Origin of the sequence: Cytobacillus sp. FSL R5-0377 (genome assembly GCF_038004385.1) — a bacterium.
Lineage (GTDB): Bacteria > Bacillota > Bacilli > Bacillales > Cytobacillaceae > Cytobacillus.
In genome coordinates this window covers 3282318-3297725 of record NZ_JBBORA010000001.1, presented here as the reverse complement: position 1 = coordinate 3297725, position 15408 = coordinate 3282318, and the positions used below count along the sequence as shown (strand labels likewise).

Below are 15408 nucleotides of genomic sequence, written 5' to 3'. Positions count from 1 at the left end.
CCTATACGGGCAGTTTGACCCGCACTTATCCTCTGATTCCTCTGAGTACTTGAAGTGGGGGTCTTACTGCCCGTTAGACTGCGATCAAACTGCATACAGGAGTGTTTTCCACATGATCTATCCTTATAATGATAAAGAACCTAAAATTGCAGAATCCACATTTATTGCAGACTTTACTACCATTACCGGCGATGTTGAAATTGGGGAGGATTCAAGTGTCTGGTTTAACTCTGTCATACGAGGAGATGTAGCACCAACTATCATTGGCAGAAAGGTCAATATCCAGGACAATTCCGTCCTGCATCAGAGCCCGAATAACCCGCTGATACTGGAAGACGAAGTAACAGTAGGCCATCAGGTAATCCTGCATAGCTGCATTATCCGCAAAAAAGCTCTAATTGGGATGGGCTCGATTGTTTTAGATCAGGCAGAAATCGGAGAAGGGGCATTTATTGGTGCAGGCAGTCTTGTTCCGCAAGGTAAGAAAATACCGCCCAATACACTGGCATTCGGCAGGCCTGCAAAAGTGGTTCGTGAACTGACGCCGGAAGATATTAAAGACATGGAACGGATCAGCAGGGAATACGCTGAAAAAGGCCAATACTATAAGTCTTTGCAGAAAATGCCAAAATAACTCTCAAGTCTTAATAGAATGGAAAATAGGCCGATATTAACATAAAGCAATAACATATGGCGGGTGAAGGAATTGACGATTTATATCGGGGCAATTATTCTATTCTTATTTTTAATAGTGATATTCAGAAAAACAATGGTGAAAACGGCACCGATGTTTTTAATTGTCTTCATCCTGGTTTCTGCAGCATTTGTTTATGACAGCCTTATAGGAAGCATGCCTCCTTCACCTGTTAATAAAGTAAAATCATGGCTTTCAGAACCAGCAGAGAAAGCCAGTGCATTCCTTGGAAAAAGTTCGGGTATAATTAAAATCAAGGAAGAAGTAGTTTTAGATGTGCCCGCAATCAATCAGTTTCCTGAGCTCCCCAGAGGATGCGAAGTCACCAGCTTATCCATGCTCCTCCAGCATGCGGGGATTCAGGCTGATAAAATGACACTGGCTAAAGAGATAAAAAAGAATCCTGAGCCTTATCGCGTTGAAAACGGAAAAATCTATTTCGGACACCCGAATGAAGGCTTCATAGGCGATATGTACTCCTTTGATAATCCTGGGCTCGGTGTTTATCATAAACCCATTAAAGAACTTGCAGAAAAGTATATGCCAGGTTCAATCGAAGACCTTACAGGATCCGACTTTGAAGATTTAAAGATTTATTTGTCAGATGGCAGACCTGTATGGGTTATTATCAACACAGCCTATAAACAGCTTTCTGATGACTTTTTTCAGACCTGGTATACGCCGAACGGAAAGATCCAGATTACTTATAAAGAGCATTCAGTTCTGCTAACGGGCTATGACCAGGATTACATGTACTTCAACGATCCGCTCACAGGCGAAAAAAATAAAAAAGCTCCCATAACTGATTTTGAAAAAGCATGGGTCCAGATGGGCAAACAGGCTATTAGTTATCACCCATAAGAAAAGTTCCATCTCCTGCCTCGACACCATATGGCCGAGGCGCTGGAGCCTGGAAAATTACCCGCCTCAAGAAATTCTTATCCTAAAAAACGTCCACCAGGCTCTCACCTGATGGACGTTTTTGTTTTAGCCTTTAAGTGGCTGCAAATCTTTATCTAACAAGTATTCTTTTTCAAAGGAGTATTTTTTCTCCACATATACCTGATGCCAAACCATGAACATCAGAACTGTCCAGATTTTGCGGCTGTTGTCCGCTTTATCCTGACAATGGTCTTCAAGCAGCTGCAATACATAGTCTTTCTTAATCAGGTGATCTGTATTGCTTTCACGGATGATATTTTTAGCCCACTCATTCATCTCGTCCTTCAGCCAGTGACGGATTGGTACAGGGAACCCAAGCTTCTTGCGGTTCAGTACATGATCCGGAACGACTCCTTCGGCAGCTTTGCGGAGAATATATTTCGTAGTGCCATTTGCCGTTTTCAGGCTTGTCGGGACTTTAGAAGCCACTTCAAAGACTTCTTTATCCAAGAACGGAACACGAAGCTCGAGAGAATGAGCCATCGTCATCTTGTCTGCTTTCAAAAGAATGTCTCCGCGCATCCAGGTATGAATGTCGATATACTGCATGCGGTCAACCGGATCATAGCCGCGGCTTTCCTCATACAAAGGTTTCGTGATATCCGTATAATTCAAGTTGTCTTTGTAGACATGAAGCAAACTGCGCTTCTCTTGTTCCGTAAACATTTTTGCGTTTCCGATGTAGCGCTCTTCCATTGGGGTGACTCCGCGTTCGATAAAGCTTTTTCCCTTCACTCCCTCTGGCATCAGTCTGGCGATCATACGCAGAAGCTTTTTGCCAATGGCAGGAATCTTATTGAAGACTTCCAGGGATTGTGGTTCACGGTAAATATTATAGCCGCCAAACAGCTCATCTGCTCCCTCGCCGGATAGTACAACAGTTACATGCTTTCGCGCTTCTCTTGCCACAAAATAAAGGGGCACACAAGCCGGGTCAGCTAGCGGGTCGTCCATATGCCACATGATTCTTGGAATCTCATTCATATATTCCTGAGGAGAGATGATGTAGCTGATGTTTTCAACACCCAGCTTTTCGGCTGTTTCTTTCGCCACATCAACCTCGCTGAAGCCATTGCGTTCAAAGCCGACAGAGAATGTTTTAATAGCTGGGTGAAATTCTTTCGCAATCGACGCAATAATGGAAGAATCAATTCCGCCTGAAAGGAAAGAACCTACAGGAACATCGGCACGCATATGCATTTTTACAGAGTCGAATAAAACATCTCTAATTTCTTTTGTAAAATCAGCTTCTGATTTTTGCACTGGATGGAAAGCAGCCTTCCAATAGCGTTTAATATCCATCGGCGCACCAATTTTTTTAGTAAAATAATGGCCTGGCTCAAGCTTATGGATCCCCTCTGACATCGTGTGCGGCTCAGGCACAAACTGATAGGTCAGATAATGCTGCAGGGAGTCATAGTTCAATACATCATTCTTAAGCGCCAATAAGATGCTCTTCTTCTCTGATCCAAAGAACGTGCGGTCTCCCTTATCGTAATAAAAGAAAGGCTTAATCCCAAATGGATCCCTGGCTCCATATAGGGACTGCTCCTGTTTATCCCAAATGACAAACGCAAACATACCGCGCAATTTTTCAACAGCCTTTTCTTTCATATGGCTGTAAAGCGCAATTATGACTTCTGTATCTGAGCTGGTTTCAAAGCTTAATCCTGCTTTGAGAAGTTCTTCACGAAGTTCCACATAATTATAGATTTCACCATTGAAGATGATCCAATATCGCTCATTCTCGTAAGTCAGCGGCTGGTGTCCGCTTTCAATATCAATAATGCTCAACCGGCGGAAGCCGAATTGAATATGATCATCAAAATAGTATCCTGAATCATCCGGACCCCGATGAGTAATGATATCATTCATATTTTGGAATTGTTCTTTATCTGCGTCACGGTAATTTTGTGCTTTTTCATGTACACAACCAATAAAACCACACATTATGTACGTCACCTACTCCATTCTTTTCTCAATATTAAGATACAGCCTCAGGCGGCTCTTTGTCTTAGAAAACATACCCTATAATACTACCACTAATCGCTAATAATTAGCACGCAGAATATAAAATGTTTCTATACGGAAAATTAAGCCATTATCCGAAGTTTATACGATACCATAAAATTATAAACGACTATAGAGCATAAAGACCGAAAAGTGATTAACACCCTATTAGTATTAGACGCAAAAAAGAAAGCGGGAGTTACATCATAAATGCAACTCCCGCTTTTTATATTACGCTTCAGAACGAAGAATTTCTGCTTTGTCAGTACGCTCCCAAGGAAGGTCAACATCTGTACGTCCGAAATGTCCGTAAGCAGCTGTCTGCTTGTAAATTGGGCGGCGAAGGCCAAGCATGTTAATAATTCCTGCAGGACGAAGATCAAAATGCTTTCTTACTAGATCAACTAATACATCTTCATCCACTTTGCCAGTTCCAAATGTATCAACAGAAATCGAAACAGGCTGTGCCACACCGATCGCATAAGCAAGCTGGACTTCAACTTTTTCTGCTAAACCGGCTGCAACAAGGTTCTTCGCTACATAACGTGCAGCATATGCAGCAGAGCGGTCAACCTTTGTAGGATCCTTGCCGGAGAACGCTCCGCCGCCATGGCGTGCATATCCGCCGTAAGTATCTACGATGATTTTGCGTCCTGTCAGGCCAGCATCACCTTGAGGTCCGCCGATAACAAAGCGTCCTGTCGGGTTGATGAAGTACTTAGTATTCTCATCAATTAGTTCTTTCGGAACAACCGGGTTAATAACATGTTCCTTCAGATTTCGCTGAATTTGCTCAAGGCTGATTTCTGGGTGATGCTGAGTAGAAATAACGATTGTGTCAATGCGCACAGGCTTGTCGTTTTCATCATACTCAACAGTTACCTGAGTTTTTCCGTCGGGACGAAGGTAAGGAAGGATTTCTTCTTTACGGACTTCAGTCAGGCGGCGGGAAAGTTTATGTGCTAAAGAAATCGGAAGAGGCATAAGCTCTTTCGTTTCGTTGCAGGCAAAACCGAACATTAATCCCTGGTCTCCTGCACCGATTGCTTCGATTTCCTGATCGCTCATTTGCCCTTCGCGTGCTTCAAGTGCCTGGTCAACCCCCATTGCGATATCAGCAGACTGCTCATCAATGGAAGTTAAAACAGCACATGTTTCGGAATCGAAACCATATTTGGCACGGGTATAACCGATTTCTTTTACCGTTTCACGAACGATTTTTGGAATATCTACGTATGTAGATGTTGTGATTTCACCTGCAACTAATACAAGTCCAGTTGTTACAGAAGTCTCTGCAGCAACACGGGCATTCGCATCTTTAGCTAAAATCGCATCTAAGATTGCATCAGAAATCTGGTCACAGATTTTATCCGGATGACCTTCAGTAACTGATTCAGAAGTGAACAAACGACGTTTTGTTGACATCTGGCTTCCTCCTTATAAATAGAAAATTGAGCGAGAATAAGAAATGGGGAAGCGGAAAAAATAACTTTTCCCTGTCATTTCATGGATCTCTGTTTGATACGGAACTCATTCCCTTAGTAGTATGAAATAAACATGGAGTTTTTATTAGAAAAATAGACAGCGCCGGCAAGAATGCCAGGTAACCATTTATCAGATTCATGCCAAAAACTCACATAAATAGTACATTCCAAAAGCCGTTCATTTCATTGCAAAATAAAAAACCTTCTCATTAGTGAAAAGGTTGAAAGCAAATCGATTCGCGCCTTTCACTCTTATCGTTCAAGGAATTACGTCCTTGCGTCAGGTTAGCACCTTTGCTGATTATTGCCTTTAGCAGGTTGCTGGGTTTCATAGGGCCTGTCCCTCCACCAGCTCGGGATAAGAGAGTATCCGTTCAAGGTTGAATCATACCGTATTTTATCGAACCATGTCAACAGATTTTCATTATTTTTCACAGTAAAATTCCGACTTTAAAAATTCTGCTTCATCCTTATAGAGAACAGCTTCCATCATCACACTTTTTCTTTAGAAATTTGTGCCTGTTTTTCGCAATCCATTTGTATGTCGGATTGCCCAGAAGTGCTGTGAGTGGTATATACAACAGGGTGCTGATTAAAAAGGTTGCAGGAAAGAGGAACAGAAGTCTCCTTACTGCAGTGTAACCCTTTTTCACGCTGCCTGCGGGAGTAATAATATGAAGCTCCCTCCGCAAATCATGTCTGGAAAACGATAAAGTGCCCTGCATTTTTTCATATTCCTGCAGGGAGATCCATTCGACTTTATTCAGCCAATCGAGTTTATTAAAAATCCTCTTTGTTTCCTTGCATAAAGAACATGTTCCATCATATAGGGCAATTGTCTTCATTTTAGATCAGTCCCATGATAAAATTAACACTTTCTTCTATAATAGCATATATCAGTTATAAGGTGATTAAAGTGGATTGCATGTCCAAATGTGACAATTTTATAACACAGACAAAAAAGTTTCGTAATAGTATAGACTAATCATTTCAATGTGTTATACTAATTTCGAGATGTAATCACTTTCATAAAAAAATCGGGAAAAAGGAAGGTATTCATCAGATGAACTCTGTAAGCATATCAAATGAATTGAGCGAATTACTAAATGGCAGCAACATTCAAGTGCAATTATCCGTTCCTCAGCTTGTGGAAAAGGTTCTAAACCGCAATGAAGGGTCCCTTACTTCTACTGGAGCTGTTCGCGCTACGACAGGAAAGTATACAGGGCGTTCTCCTAAAGATAAATACATTGTTGAAGAAGCATCAAATAAAGACAAAATGGACTGGGGCAGTGTAAACCAGCCCATTTCTGAAGAAGCATTCTCTAATCTTTATAATAAAGTAATCAATTACTTAAAAGAAAAAGAAGAAGTATTCGTATTCAAAGGATTCGCAGGTGCTGATAAAAAACACCGCATGCCTATCCAGGTAATCAATGAATATGCATGGCATAACCTATTTGCCCACCAGTTATTCATTCGCCCTGCAGAAGACGAGCTATTGGATCATCAGGCAGAGTTCACTGTCATTTCTGCTCCTAATTTCAAAGCAGACCCTGCTGTTGACGGAACAAAGTCCGAAACATTCATTATCATTTCATTTGAACGCCGCACCGTTTTAATTGGCGGAACAGAATATGCCGGTGAAATGAAGAAGTCCATCTTCTCTGTTATGAACTACATGCTTCCAGAAAACGGAATTCTTCCTATGCACTGTTCCGCAAACGTTGGACGGGAAGGCGATGTTGCTTTATTCTTCGGCTTATCCGGAACTGGAAAAACAACTTTATCTGCAGATCCGAACCGCAAGCTAATCGGTGATGACGAGCATGGCTGGTCTGCGAATGGAGTCTTCAATATTGAGGGCGGATGCTACGCGAAATGCATCAACTTATCCCGTGAAAAAGAACCGCAGATTTTTGATGCGATCCGTTTTGGTGCTGTATTAGAAAATGTAGTGGTAAACAGCGAAACCCGGGTTGCAGATTACGATGACAGCACTTTAACTGAAAATACACGTGCGGCGTACCAGCTTCAGGCCATCGATAATATCGTTGACCCAAGCATTGCCGGACACCCTAATACAATCGTATTTTTAACAGCTGACGCATTTGGCGTATTGCCTCCAATCTCTAAACTATCAAAAGAGCAGGCAATGTACCATTTCTTAAGCGGCTATACATCCAAGCTTGCAGGAACTGAGCGCGGCATTACATCACCGCAGGCAACATTCTCTACATGTTTTGGATCACCGTTCCTTCCGCTTCCTGCAAATCGTTATGCTGAAATGCTTGGCGAGAAAATCGATGAGCATAACGCAAAAGTCTTCCTTGTAAACACAGGCTGGACTGGCGGAGAGTATGGAGTCGGTGAACGCATGAAACTTGCCTACACTCGTGCAATGGTCGAAGCGGCACTCGAAGGTGAACTCAACAACGTAGAAACGATCAAGGACGAAATTTTCGGGCTGGAAATTCCTCAGCATGTTACAGGAGTGCCTGATGAAGTACTTCAGCCAAACAAAACATGGGCAGATCAGGCTGCTTATGAAACGAAAGCAAAAGAACTTGCTTCAAAATTCCGTGAAAACTTCAAGAAGTTTACAAGCGTTTCATCTGAAATTGAAGAAAAGGGCGGACCAATCGCATAATAGAGAAGAATTGCCGTTTATGCGGCAATTCTTTTTTGTATTAAGAATGAACGGAGGTGGACTTACACCCTCTTACTGGGTAGCGATTCGATTTTTTCTTCTTTCCTCTGCTGCCGTGGTACTAATCCCTCTGTTTAGTGCTCTTCGCAGCCCCTTTTCCGCTCTCGGTGGCACTGCTCCCTCTGTTTAGTTCCCTTGGGAGAGACTTTTCCCCGCCCAATGGCGCTATCACACCGATTAGTTCTTTTCACAGACTCTTCTCTGCTCCCAAGAGGCACTATCCCCTCTGATTAGTTCCCTTCGCATTCCTTCACCGCACCTGGAGGAATTCGCTTACAGTTACAGAAAACTTTGAACAAAAAAACGCCGGACCATGTCCAGGCGCTCTTCTAATTGGTTGAATTTAAGGAAACAAGCTGGTAAGTAATGAGTGTCTGGCTGTTTTCCCATTCCACTTTACGGATGACTCCCATTCCGTTCAGGTCGCCATCAATTGTCCTTTTTACCTCGACCGGGATATCGAGCGGATATAATCTGTATCCTTCTTTGACAAGTGAAAAATAATTCTCATCAAGTCTTTTTTCCCTTCCCTTTGTAACAATCATTGTGTTTAGCTCTAAAGGCATACCCATTGGTATCTCTCCTTCATTCTTATTACTTTCCTCTATTTTACCCCACCTGTTTCGGCTCTGAAAGCCTTTAAGTGAAAATCATTTGCTATACATGGCTTTTCATCCATGCACCCAAATCCTCTACCGTCTTCTGGTTCACGGCGGGCGGAAAGTAGTGGGTATATTCAGAGAAATACCAGCTATCCACATCTTTATTTAGAGCCTTAAGCCTTTTTTCAAGGCGATAGGAATGTTCCACTGAAACATTATGATCCTGTTCTCCATGAATGATTAAGACAGGTGACTGCAGCTGCTCCAGCTGAAAAAGCGGGGTGCGGTATTTATATCGTTCCGGAAACTTTGTCGGAGTTCCGCCAATTACACGTTTCATCATTCTCCGGAGATCCTTGCGCTCCACGTAGGTGAGAAACATATCACTGACCCCTCCCCATGTTACAACGGAGGCGGCTTTAGGAAACTCTATTCCAGTAAGGAGGGCCATTACGCCGCCACGGGAAAAACCAAAAATATGGACTCTTTTTACCCGGGCATGCTCCTGTAGAAGGTTAAACGCGGCAAATGCGTCCTGTCTGTCCTCCCCTGCGAAGTCTTCGTTTCCATCTCCACCCTGATTACCTCTGTAAAAAGGCGCGAATACAATAAAACCTTCACAGGCAAACTGGACAATCCGGGAAGGCCTTACTTTCCCGACATTTTTTATGCCTCCTCTCAGGTAAAGGAACCCATCATGCAGCTCCTCCCCCTTTGGCTCTGCCAGCAGGCCTTTTATATGTAGACCATTTGCATGATATGTGACAACAGATAATTCGATTGCCGGATTTGGCGAAGGGAATCTCTGTTTATTGATGATTTGGCCATTTTTAAAGTTCATGTTCTCATCCTCCCTTTTAAAGCTTCCTTTTATTCTGAGCATTTAGACCTTCATCTAAAAATGTTTCCATGGGCATTCACACATTTTTTTGATTTTCATACGATATCCTAGGATTTTTAATCTGACTCTTTAGCATAAGGGAGGTCTTATGGCTTATGAAAAAATGGATAAAAACAAGCATGCTGCTTATGCTTGCAGTGATGCTTATTGTTCCATTAGCAGCCTGCGGAAAGGATGAAATGCAAACTGTCCGCATTGCTGAAGTGACACGTTCTATCTTCTATGCACCACAGTATGTTGCCCTTGAGAAAGGTTTCTTTAAAGAAGAAGGGCTAAATGTAAAGCTTACAACAACAGCCGGCGGAGATAAAACAATGACCGCTCTGCTGTCGGACAGCGCTGATATCGCGCTTGTAGGTTCAGAAACCTCCATTTACGTTTCGGCTCAGGGCTCTATTGATCCTGTCATTAACTTTGCCCAACTAACCCAAACGGATGGAACATTCCTGGTTTCCCGCAATAAAATCGACCACTTTTCATGGGATATGCTGAAGGGCAAAACATTTCTCGGGCAGCGTAAAGGCGGCATGCCTCAGATGGCCGGCGAATTTGTATTGAAAAAGCATGGCATTAACCCGCATCAGGACTTGGAATTAATCCAAAATGTTGATTATGCCAATATTGCTCCGGCTTTCGCTTCGGGGACCGGTGAATTTGTCCAGCTATTTGAACCTACTGCAAGTGTATTCGAAAAAGAAGGTAAAGGATATATTGTTGCTTCCTTTGGAACCGAATCCGGACATATACCTTATACCACATTTATGACGAAGCAAAGCTATATTGATGAAAACAAGGAAACAGTTGAGAAATTTACAAGAGCGATCTATAAGGCACAGCAATGGGTTGAAGAGAATAGCGCGAAAGAAACGGCAGAAGCCATTCAAGGATATTTTGACAACACTGAACTTGAAATCATTGAAATGGTAGTAGACCGCTATAAGAGTCAGGGGTCATTTGCAACAGATCCTATTTTAGAAACCGAAGAATGGGAAAACCTGCAGAACATCATGGATGAAGCAGGAGAACTTCCTAAGCGCATAGAACACGGCACGCTTGTCAACACAGATATTGCTGAAGGGGTAATGAAGTAACTAGATAAAAGAGGAGGCGCCGACATGGATTTCCTGAAAGTTGATGCTGTGCACCACACTTATTTTACGAAAACCTCTGCTGTCACGGCCCTCTCCGATGTTTCGCTTAAAGTGGAGGAAGGAGAATTTGTTTCCTTCCTCGGCCCAAGCGGATGCGGTAAGACAACATTGCTATCCATCATTGCAGGCCTGTTTGAACCTACAGAAGGCACTGTCACACTTGAAGGTAAGCGGGTTGAGACAGCTGAAAATGAAATTGGCTATATGCTGCAGCAAGATTATCTTTTTCCATGGAAAAATATCGAAGAAAATATACTGCTGGGGCTGAAAATCGGGAATAGCCTCTCTCCTGACAAAAAAGCTTATGCACTGAAGCTCCTTCAGGAGATGGGATTAAAAGGTGTTGAGTCACAGTATCCGAAGCAGCTGTCTGGCGGAATGCGCCAGCGGGTTGCCCTTGTAAGAACACTTGCAACCGGGCCAAAGCTGCTTATGCTGGATGAACCCTTTTCCGCATTGGATTATCAAACCAAACTTAAGCTTGAGGATCTGGTCTCTGATACGCTCAAATCCTTCGGAAAAACAGCCATACTGGTTACACATGATATTGGAGAGGCAATCTGTATGAGCGACCGTGTTTTTCTGTTTTCCGCAAGGCCTGGACAGCTTCATAAAACATTTGTAATCCCAAAAGAATTACGAGATGAAACTCCTTTTAATGCAAGAAATCATGAAGCATACCCTGCGATATTTCAAACTATATGGAAGGAGCTGGAGTCTCTTGAGCCCGCAGGAGAACGTTAAACACCTTCACCAGAGATACATTCAGTCTCTGAACCGAGAAAAGAAATGGGTCCGTTTCTATCAGGCTGTCATCTTTATTGTGTTTTTTTCAGGATGGGAGGTGGCAAGCCAAAAGCAATGGATTGACCCGCTGATTTTTAGTGCACCCTCTAAAGTATGGGGATTATTTTTGACAAAAATTCAGAATGGCACCTTGATGGTGGATCTGGGCTACACTTTGTCAGAGACCGTATTTGGATTCATTTTAGGGACATTATTAGGCACGCTTCTTGCAGCCATCCTCTGGTGGTCACCAATGTTATCAAAAATAGCTGATCCCTATTTAGTTGTCTTGAATTCAATGCCAAAGGTAGCTCTTGGTCCTATCTTAATCGTTGCTTTGGGGCCGAGCTTTACATCAATTGTTGCCATGGGCGCGATTATTTCAATCATTATTACAACCATCGTGGTGTATACATCTTTCAAAGAAGTAGACCCCAATTATATTAAAGTGCTTCAGACCTTTGGCGCAAATCGATTTCAAATCTTCAGGGAAGCTATTTTGCCTGCTTCTTTTCCGACCATCATTTCTACTTTAAAGGTGAATGTGGGGTTATCCTGGGTCGGGGTGATCGTCGGCGAATTCCTTGTATCCTCAAAAGGTCTTGGATACATGATTATTTACGGCTTCCAAGTATTCAACTTCACTCTTGTTATGCTTTCATTGCTTGTAATTGCTGTTTTTGCAACAGTTATGTATCAGCTGGTTGAACTCCTCGAGAGAAAACTGATTAAAAATGGTTCATAAAAAAACGGCAAACCACATGCCGTTTTTTAATTTACCTTCTTTTCCTTCAAATTCTTTCGAGGCTCTTTTCAATTACTTTATCCTTCATTATGAAGCTGTATTTACTGTTCCACCTGTCTTCAAGCAGGTTTCCCCCAGTCAGGATAGGACCGTTTGTTTCAAAATATTGATTTGTCTTGTTGAGGCTTTTTACCTCTGCGAAAAAAATAGCTTTGACAAAACGCTCTTTACCCAAGTTAACTTCATATTCACCTATAAAATGCAGACTATGTAAATCTGCTCCGGTTTCCTCAAATACTTCTCTTCTGGCTGCCTCTTCAAGAGACTCTCCCTGTTCTCTTTTACCTCCCGGAAATTCCCATCCCCTCTTTTTATGATTCGTCAGCAGCCATTGGTCACCATAGCGGCAAATGACCAGAACATGTCCAGGCTCGATTCCGAATGCTTTTTTATTAAAAGAAATACGCACTTTCCCGCCGTTTTCATCCAAAAAGGTTTCCATGCTTTCCCCTCACTCGATAATTAAGATTCTGATGTTTTCATTATAAGGGCTAATCAATTTTTTAAAAACTTTCTGGGGCTAAAGTATTAAATTACATATTTTTGAAACTTTTTCCCTTTTTTTCCGTAAAATTAGGTGACTAACATAAATAGAGGAGTGTATATCTTGAAAAAATCTCTTGCAATCCTTGCCAGCTTCTTCATGATTTTCATGCTGGCTGCATGTAATGAAACAGCCAAACCTGCCAATGGATCATCGGCCGGCACAGAAAAGGAAGAAACCAATACAGAAGAATCTTCTGAAATGACTCTGGAGGAAGTATTAAAGAAATCAACTGAGGCTTCTCAAGAGCTAAAAAGCTTTTCAGTAAAAATGAATATGAACCAGGAAATGAGCTCTGGTGCTGAGGGTGAAAATATGAATATCGATTCTGTCATTGATATGGATGTTACAACAGATCCCATGGCTTTTTATCAAAAAATGGCTATGTCAATGGCAGGCGCAGAAGAATCATTTGATATGGAAAGCTATTTTAACGAAGACGGCATGTTTCTATATGATGCAGCCGGAAAGCAGTGGATGAAGTTCCCTAAAGAAATGTCTGATGATTTAATTCAAATGTCCAGCCAGCAGACCAATCCTGGTGAGGAATTGAAAAAATTGCAAGAGTTTGTGGACGATTTTACCTTCGAACAGGATGAAAAAAGCTTTATATTGAAACTGAAAGCCGATGGAGAAAAATTCAATGATTTCGTCAAGGAAACTGCAGCAGAAACGCTGCCGCCTGAAATGGCTGCCAATGGTGAAATGCTTGAAAACATGAACATCAAAGGCGTCGAATACGAAATTGTCATTGATAAAGAAACTTTTTACCCAAACGTGCTGAATATGGTTATGGATATGGAGATTACCGCTGAAGGCCAAAAAATCACCATGAAGCAGAACATGAACGGCGAATACTCAAACTATAATAAAGTTGAGGCTATTTCCGTTCCGCAGGAAGTTCTTGATTCAGCTGTAGAAATGGAAATGTAATAAAGCTGAGGCGCTGCCTCAGCTTTTTCTACTATTTCAGTACAACGATAACTGTCCAGCTCCAGGCACAACCGGCTCTTGGGTCTAAGCCGATAAGCGGGCGCCGTCCGCCTTTCTATTTATGCTCATCCTCTGTAAGGATCCCCATGCTTTCAATATGCTGCCTTGCTTCCTCGTCTCCAAGATCATAAATCATCCCATATATTTTTTTCATTGTTTCATCATAGGCGTCGTTTTCACGGTCATAATGGTATTGAACATAAGGAACATGGGCTCTGAAAAAATTTTGCCATTCGGTGGAATAGTTCTGGTCAAAATATTCTCTTAAGGCAATAATTTCATCATCAGTTGCCTCAATTTTATAATTCCAAGTGGAGTCAGTGGCACTTTGAGAAATCTCACCTGAACCCAGCGTTATATAATACGTCTTTTTATTTCCTTCCAATCCTGTCAGCCCCTTTTTTGTTCATTGCTTTGACTCATATTCAACACCGGCTAGATCATAATTTTTTAATAAATATCAAGTTTCTATAGTTATCGTATCCCACATTTGTGATAAAATTATACAAAATTACGATCATTCTTCATTAGCTGACATATACTAAGTTAAATAATTGAGAAATAACTTCCCGATTCATCTGCCGTGAATATTTTCCTGCATCAGGGGTATTAAATTAAGTATACTATAGAAAACTGGAGTATTTTAAGGAGGTGGTATCATGAAACTGATTGATGAGCTATATGAGCTTTACAGGAATAAGCTTACAGGTGATGAAGAGGATATCGATATGCTCGCTTTTGCCTTCTTAGAAGAAATGGACAGAGAAGACCTGCTGAATATTATCAAAGATCTAGATAATCAGGAATTATATGATTTAATGGGACTTTATCTAATCGAGAGCCTAAAAGGAAAGTTTGCCAGTGAAAATTATGGCCAGCGCAGAAGCCCAATCATTCACCACCGCAACATACACTAAACTATACATATCCGATTTAGAAATGATCCATATACTCGAAGGCGGCGCTAAGCCGCTTTTTTATTTTTTTTAAGAAAAAAGAATGCTGTTTTTGTTTATAAGTTCAGCCCGTTGATTGCAGTGAAAGGCACGCAGCAAACGCGCGGGGAGGAGTGCGAGCCTTCTTGGCTTCGACTGCGGGGTCTCACACTTCCCTCTCCTCCTGCAGGGCATTGAAAAAGCTCTCTTTAATGAACGAAGGAAATGCGTCAGCATTTTCGAAGATCAAGTGCCCACAGCGAAGATCAACTCAGCAAATTTAAACTAACTTATGAAAAGCAACCAACTTTAAGAAAAAAGCCAAATAAAAAGACCAGCTTTTCCAGCCAGTCTTTTTCTATTATCCAAGGTATGCTTTAAGCATCCAGATATGTTTTTTCAAGCTTTGCTTTACAGCTATCAGCATGTCGCCTGTTCCTTCATCTTTGGCTTCTTCGGCAAGCTCGATTGCTTCCTGAAGCTCGTCCACCATTTTTTCAAAGTCATCAACTACAGTTTGGACCATTTGTTCTTCATTCTCATTTCCTGTCGCTTCCTTAAGAGAGCTGGTCTCCAGAACTTCCTTCATTGTTGCAACCGGTTTAGCCTCAAGAGCAAGGATTCTTTCAGCCAGTTCGTCTACATGTACATTTGCTTCATTATAAAGCTCTTCGAATTTTTCATGAAGGGTAAAAAAGTTTTTCCCTTTAATATACCAATGGTAATTGTGCAGTTTTACATATAAAACTGTCCAGTTTGCTACCTGCTGGTTAACAGCTTTTACTAATTCTTTACTCATGATAATCATCCTCCCAACAATATATTACCCACTTCGTCAAAATAAAAACCTG

The 15408-nt window shown here is 41.8% G+C and carries 16 protein-coding genes and 1 riboswitch; of the genes, 8 read left to right on the top strand and 8 right to left on the bottom strand.

What is annotated here, in order from left to right; translation table 11 throughout:
- The first annotated feature begins 112 nt into the window (after positions 1–112).
- Together NSQ49_RS16870 and NSQ49_RS16865 are read left to right on the top strand one after the other, a co-directional pair.
- On the top strand, positions 113–634 hold the full coding sequence (locus NSQ49_RS16870) for a gamma carbonic anhydrase (RefSeq protein WP_251284596.1): 522 nt from the start codon (positions 113–115) through the stop codon (positions 632–634).
- A 72-nt stretch (positions 635–706) separates the two neighbouring features.
- Complete coding sequence (locus NSQ49_RS16865) at positions 707–1555, top strand: C39 family peptidase (RefSeq protein ID WP_251284606.1); 849 nt, start codon at positions 707–709, stop codon at positions 1553–1555.
- A 126-nt stretch (positions 1556–1681) separates the two neighbouring features.
- Here NSQ49_RS16865 and asnB read toward each other — a convergent pair whose 3' ends face one another.
- The 3 genes from asnB to NSQ49_RS16850 form a co-directional block, all read right to left on the bottom strand.
- Entirely contained in the window at positions 1682–3586 is a 1905-nt protein-coding gene (gene asnB / locus NSQ49_RS16860) for an asparagine synthase (glutamine-hydrolyzing) (RefSeq protein WP_159869862.1), read from the bottom strand.
- Positions 3587–3877: 291 nt separating this feature from the next.
- A complete protein-coding gene (metK, locus tag NSQ49_RS16855; protein WP_009333385.1) occupies positions 3878–5071 on the bottom strand; it encodes a methionine adenosyltransferase in 1194 nt (397 codons plus the stop codon).
- Between the two features lie 308 nt (positions 5072–5379).
- Positions 5380–5495, bottom strand: a riboswitch (SAM riboswitch).
- Positions 5496–5600: 105 nt separating this feature from the next.
- Positions 5601–5975 carry a thiol-disulfide oxidoreductase DCC family protein gene (locus NSQ49_RS16850; RefSeq protein WP_159869861.1) on the bottom strand — a complete coding sequence of 125 codons (375 nt, stop codon included), beginning with the start codon at positions 5973–5975 and terminating at the stop codon, positions 5601–5603.
- 218 nt (positions 5976–6193) lie between these two features.
- Here NSQ49_RS16850 and pckA point away from each other — a divergent pair, with 218 nt between their 5' ends.
- On the top strand, positions 6194–7780 hold the full coding sequence (pckA, locus tag NSQ49_RS16845) for a phosphoenolpyruvate carboxykinase (ATP) (protein ID WP_159869859.1): 1587 nt from the start codon (positions 6194–6196) through the stop codon (positions 7778–7780).
- Between the two features lie 389 nt (positions 7781–8169).
- Here the strand turns inward: pckA and NSQ49_RS16840 are convergent, their stop codons facing one another.
- Together NSQ49_RS16840 and NSQ49_RS16835 are read right to left on the bottom strand one after the other, a co-directional pair.
- Positions 8170–8412: a DUF2584 domain-containing protein gene (locus NSQ49_RS16840; RefSeq protein ID WP_048007830.1), complete on the bottom strand. Its 243-nt coding sequence runs from the start codon at positions 8410–8412 to the stop codon at positions 8170–8172.
- Between the two features lie 85 nt (positions 8413–8497).
- Positions 8498–9283, bottom strand: coding sequence for an alpha/beta hydrolase family protein (locus tag NSQ49_RS16835; RefSeq protein ID WP_159869857.1), 786 nt, complete (start codon positions 9281–9283; stop codon positions 8498–8500).
- A 155-nt stretch (positions 9284–9438) separates the two neighbouring features.
- On the opposite strand from NSQ49_RS16835, the gene NSQ49_RS16830 reads away from it, so the two are divergent.
- The 3 genes from NSQ49_RS16830 to NSQ49_RS16820 are packed head-to-tail and all read left to right on the top strand — an operon-like array spanning position 9439 to position 12025.
- Positions 9439–10434 (top strand): ABC transporter substrate-binding protein, encoded by a 996-nt coding sequence (locus NSQ49_RS16830; RefSeq protein ID WP_159869855.1) that lies wholly within the window; start codon positions 9439–9441, stop codon positions 10432–10434.
- 24 nt (positions 10435–10458) lie between these two features.
- Entirely contained in the window at positions 10459–11238 is a 780-nt protein-coding gene (locus tag NSQ49_RS16825) for an ABC transporter ATP-binding protein (RefSeq protein ID WP_159869853.1), read from the top strand.
- Positions 11216–12025 (top strand): ABC transporter permease, encoded by an 810-nt coding sequence (locus NSQ49_RS16820; protein ID WP_251284595.1) that lies wholly within the window; start codon positions 11216–11218, stop codon positions 12023–12025. The genes NSQ49_RS16825 and NSQ49_RS16820 overlap by 23 nt, the downstream gene beginning before the upstream one ends.
- Positions 12026–12071: 46 nt before the next feature.
- On the opposite strand, the gene ytkD is transcribed toward NSQ49_RS16820, so the two are convergent.
- Positions 12072–12527 (bottom strand): RNA deprotection pyrophosphohydrolase, encoded by a 456-nt coding sequence (gene ytkD, locus NSQ49_RS16815; protein WP_251284594.1) that lies wholly within the window; start codon positions 12525–12527, stop codon positions 12072–12074.
- Between the two features lie 165 nt (positions 12528–12692).
- On the opposite strand from ytkD, the gene NSQ49_RS16810 reads away from it, so the two are divergent.
- Positions 12693–13562: a DUF6612 family protein gene (locus NSQ49_RS16810; protein WP_285870852.1), complete on the top strand. Its 870-nt coding sequence runs from the start codon at positions 12693–12695 to the stop codon at positions 13560–13562.
- A gap of 115 nt (positions 13563–13677) precedes the next feature.
- On the opposite strand, the gene NSQ49_RS16805 is transcribed toward NSQ49_RS16810, so the two are convergent.
- Positions 13678–14007, bottom strand: a complete 330-nt coding sequence (locus NSQ49_RS16805; RefSeq protein WP_159869845.1) for a hydrolase — start codon at positions 14005–14007, stop codon at positions 13678–13680.
- A gap of 274 nt (positions 14008–14281) precedes the next feature.
- On the opposite strand from NSQ49_RS16805, the gene NSQ49_RS16800 reads away from it, so the two are divergent.
- Positions 14282–14539 (top strand): DUF6154 family protein, encoded by a 258-nt coding sequence (locus tag NSQ49_RS16800; RefSeq protein WP_035330414.1) that lies wholly within the window; start codon positions 14282–14284, stop codon positions 14537–14539.
- A gap of 379 nt (positions 14540–14918) precedes the next feature.
- Here NSQ49_RS16800 and NSQ49_RS16795 read toward each other — a convergent pair whose 3' ends face one another.
- Complete coding sequence (locus NSQ49_RS16795; protein ID WP_159869843.1) at positions 14919–15356, bottom strand: Dps family protein; 438 nt, start codon at positions 15354–15356, stop codon at positions 14919–14921.
- Between the last annotated feature and the right edge of the window lie 52 nt (positions 15357–15408).

What these genes read in the sequence shown, in the direction of transcription:
- NSQ49_RS16870 (WP_251284596.1), top strand. Translation starts at nt 113, where the DNA reads ATGATCTATCCTTATAATGATAAAGAACCTAAAATTGCAGAATCCACA.
- asnB (WP_159869862.1), bottom strand. Translation starts at nt 3,586, where the DNA reads ATGTGTGGTTTTATTGGTTGTGTACATGAAAAAGCACAAAATTACCGT.
- metK (WP_009333385.1), bottom strand. Translation starts at nt 5,071, where the DNA reads ATGTCAACAAAACGTCGTTTGTTCACTTCTGAATCAGTTACTGAAGGT.
- NSQ49_RS16850 (WP_159869861.1), bottom strand. Translation starts at nt 5,975, where the DNA reads ATGAAGACAATTGCCCTATATGATGGAACATGTTCTTTATGCAAGGAA.
- pckA (WP_159869859.1), top strand. Translation starts at nt 6,194, where the DNA reads ATGAACTCTGTAAGCATATCAAATGAATTGAGCGAATTACTAAATGGC.
- NSQ49_RS16840 (WP_048007830.1), bottom strand. Translation starts at nt 8,412, where the DNA reads ATGGGTATGCCTTTAGAGCTAAACACAATGATTGTTACAAAGGGAAGG.
- NSQ49_RS16835 (WP_159869857.1), bottom strand. Translation starts at nt 9,283, where the DNA reads ATGAACTTTAAAAATGGCCAAATCATCAATAAACAGAGATTCCCTTCG.
- NSQ49_RS16830 (WP_159869855.1), top strand. Translation starts at nt 9,439, where the DNA reads ATGAAAAAATGGATAAAAACAAGCATGCTGCTTATGCTTGCAGTGATG.
- NSQ49_RS16825 (WP_159869853.1), top strand. Translation starts at nt 10,459, where the DNA reads ATGGATTTCCTGAAAGTTGATGCTGTGCACCACACTTATTTTACGAAA.
- ytkD (WP_251284594.1), bottom strand. Translation starts at nt 12,527, where the DNA reads ATGGAAACCTTTTTGGATGAAAACGGCGGGAAAGTGCGTATTTCTTTT.
- NSQ49_RS16800 (WP_035330414.1), top strand. Translation starts at nt 14,282, where the DNA reads ATGAAACTGATTGATGAGCTATATGAGCTTTACAGGAATAAGCTTACA.
- NSQ49_RS16795 (WP_159869843.1), bottom strand. Translation starts at nt 15,356, where the DNA reads ATGAGTAAAGAATTAGTAAAAGCTGTTAACCAGCAGGTAGCAAACTGG.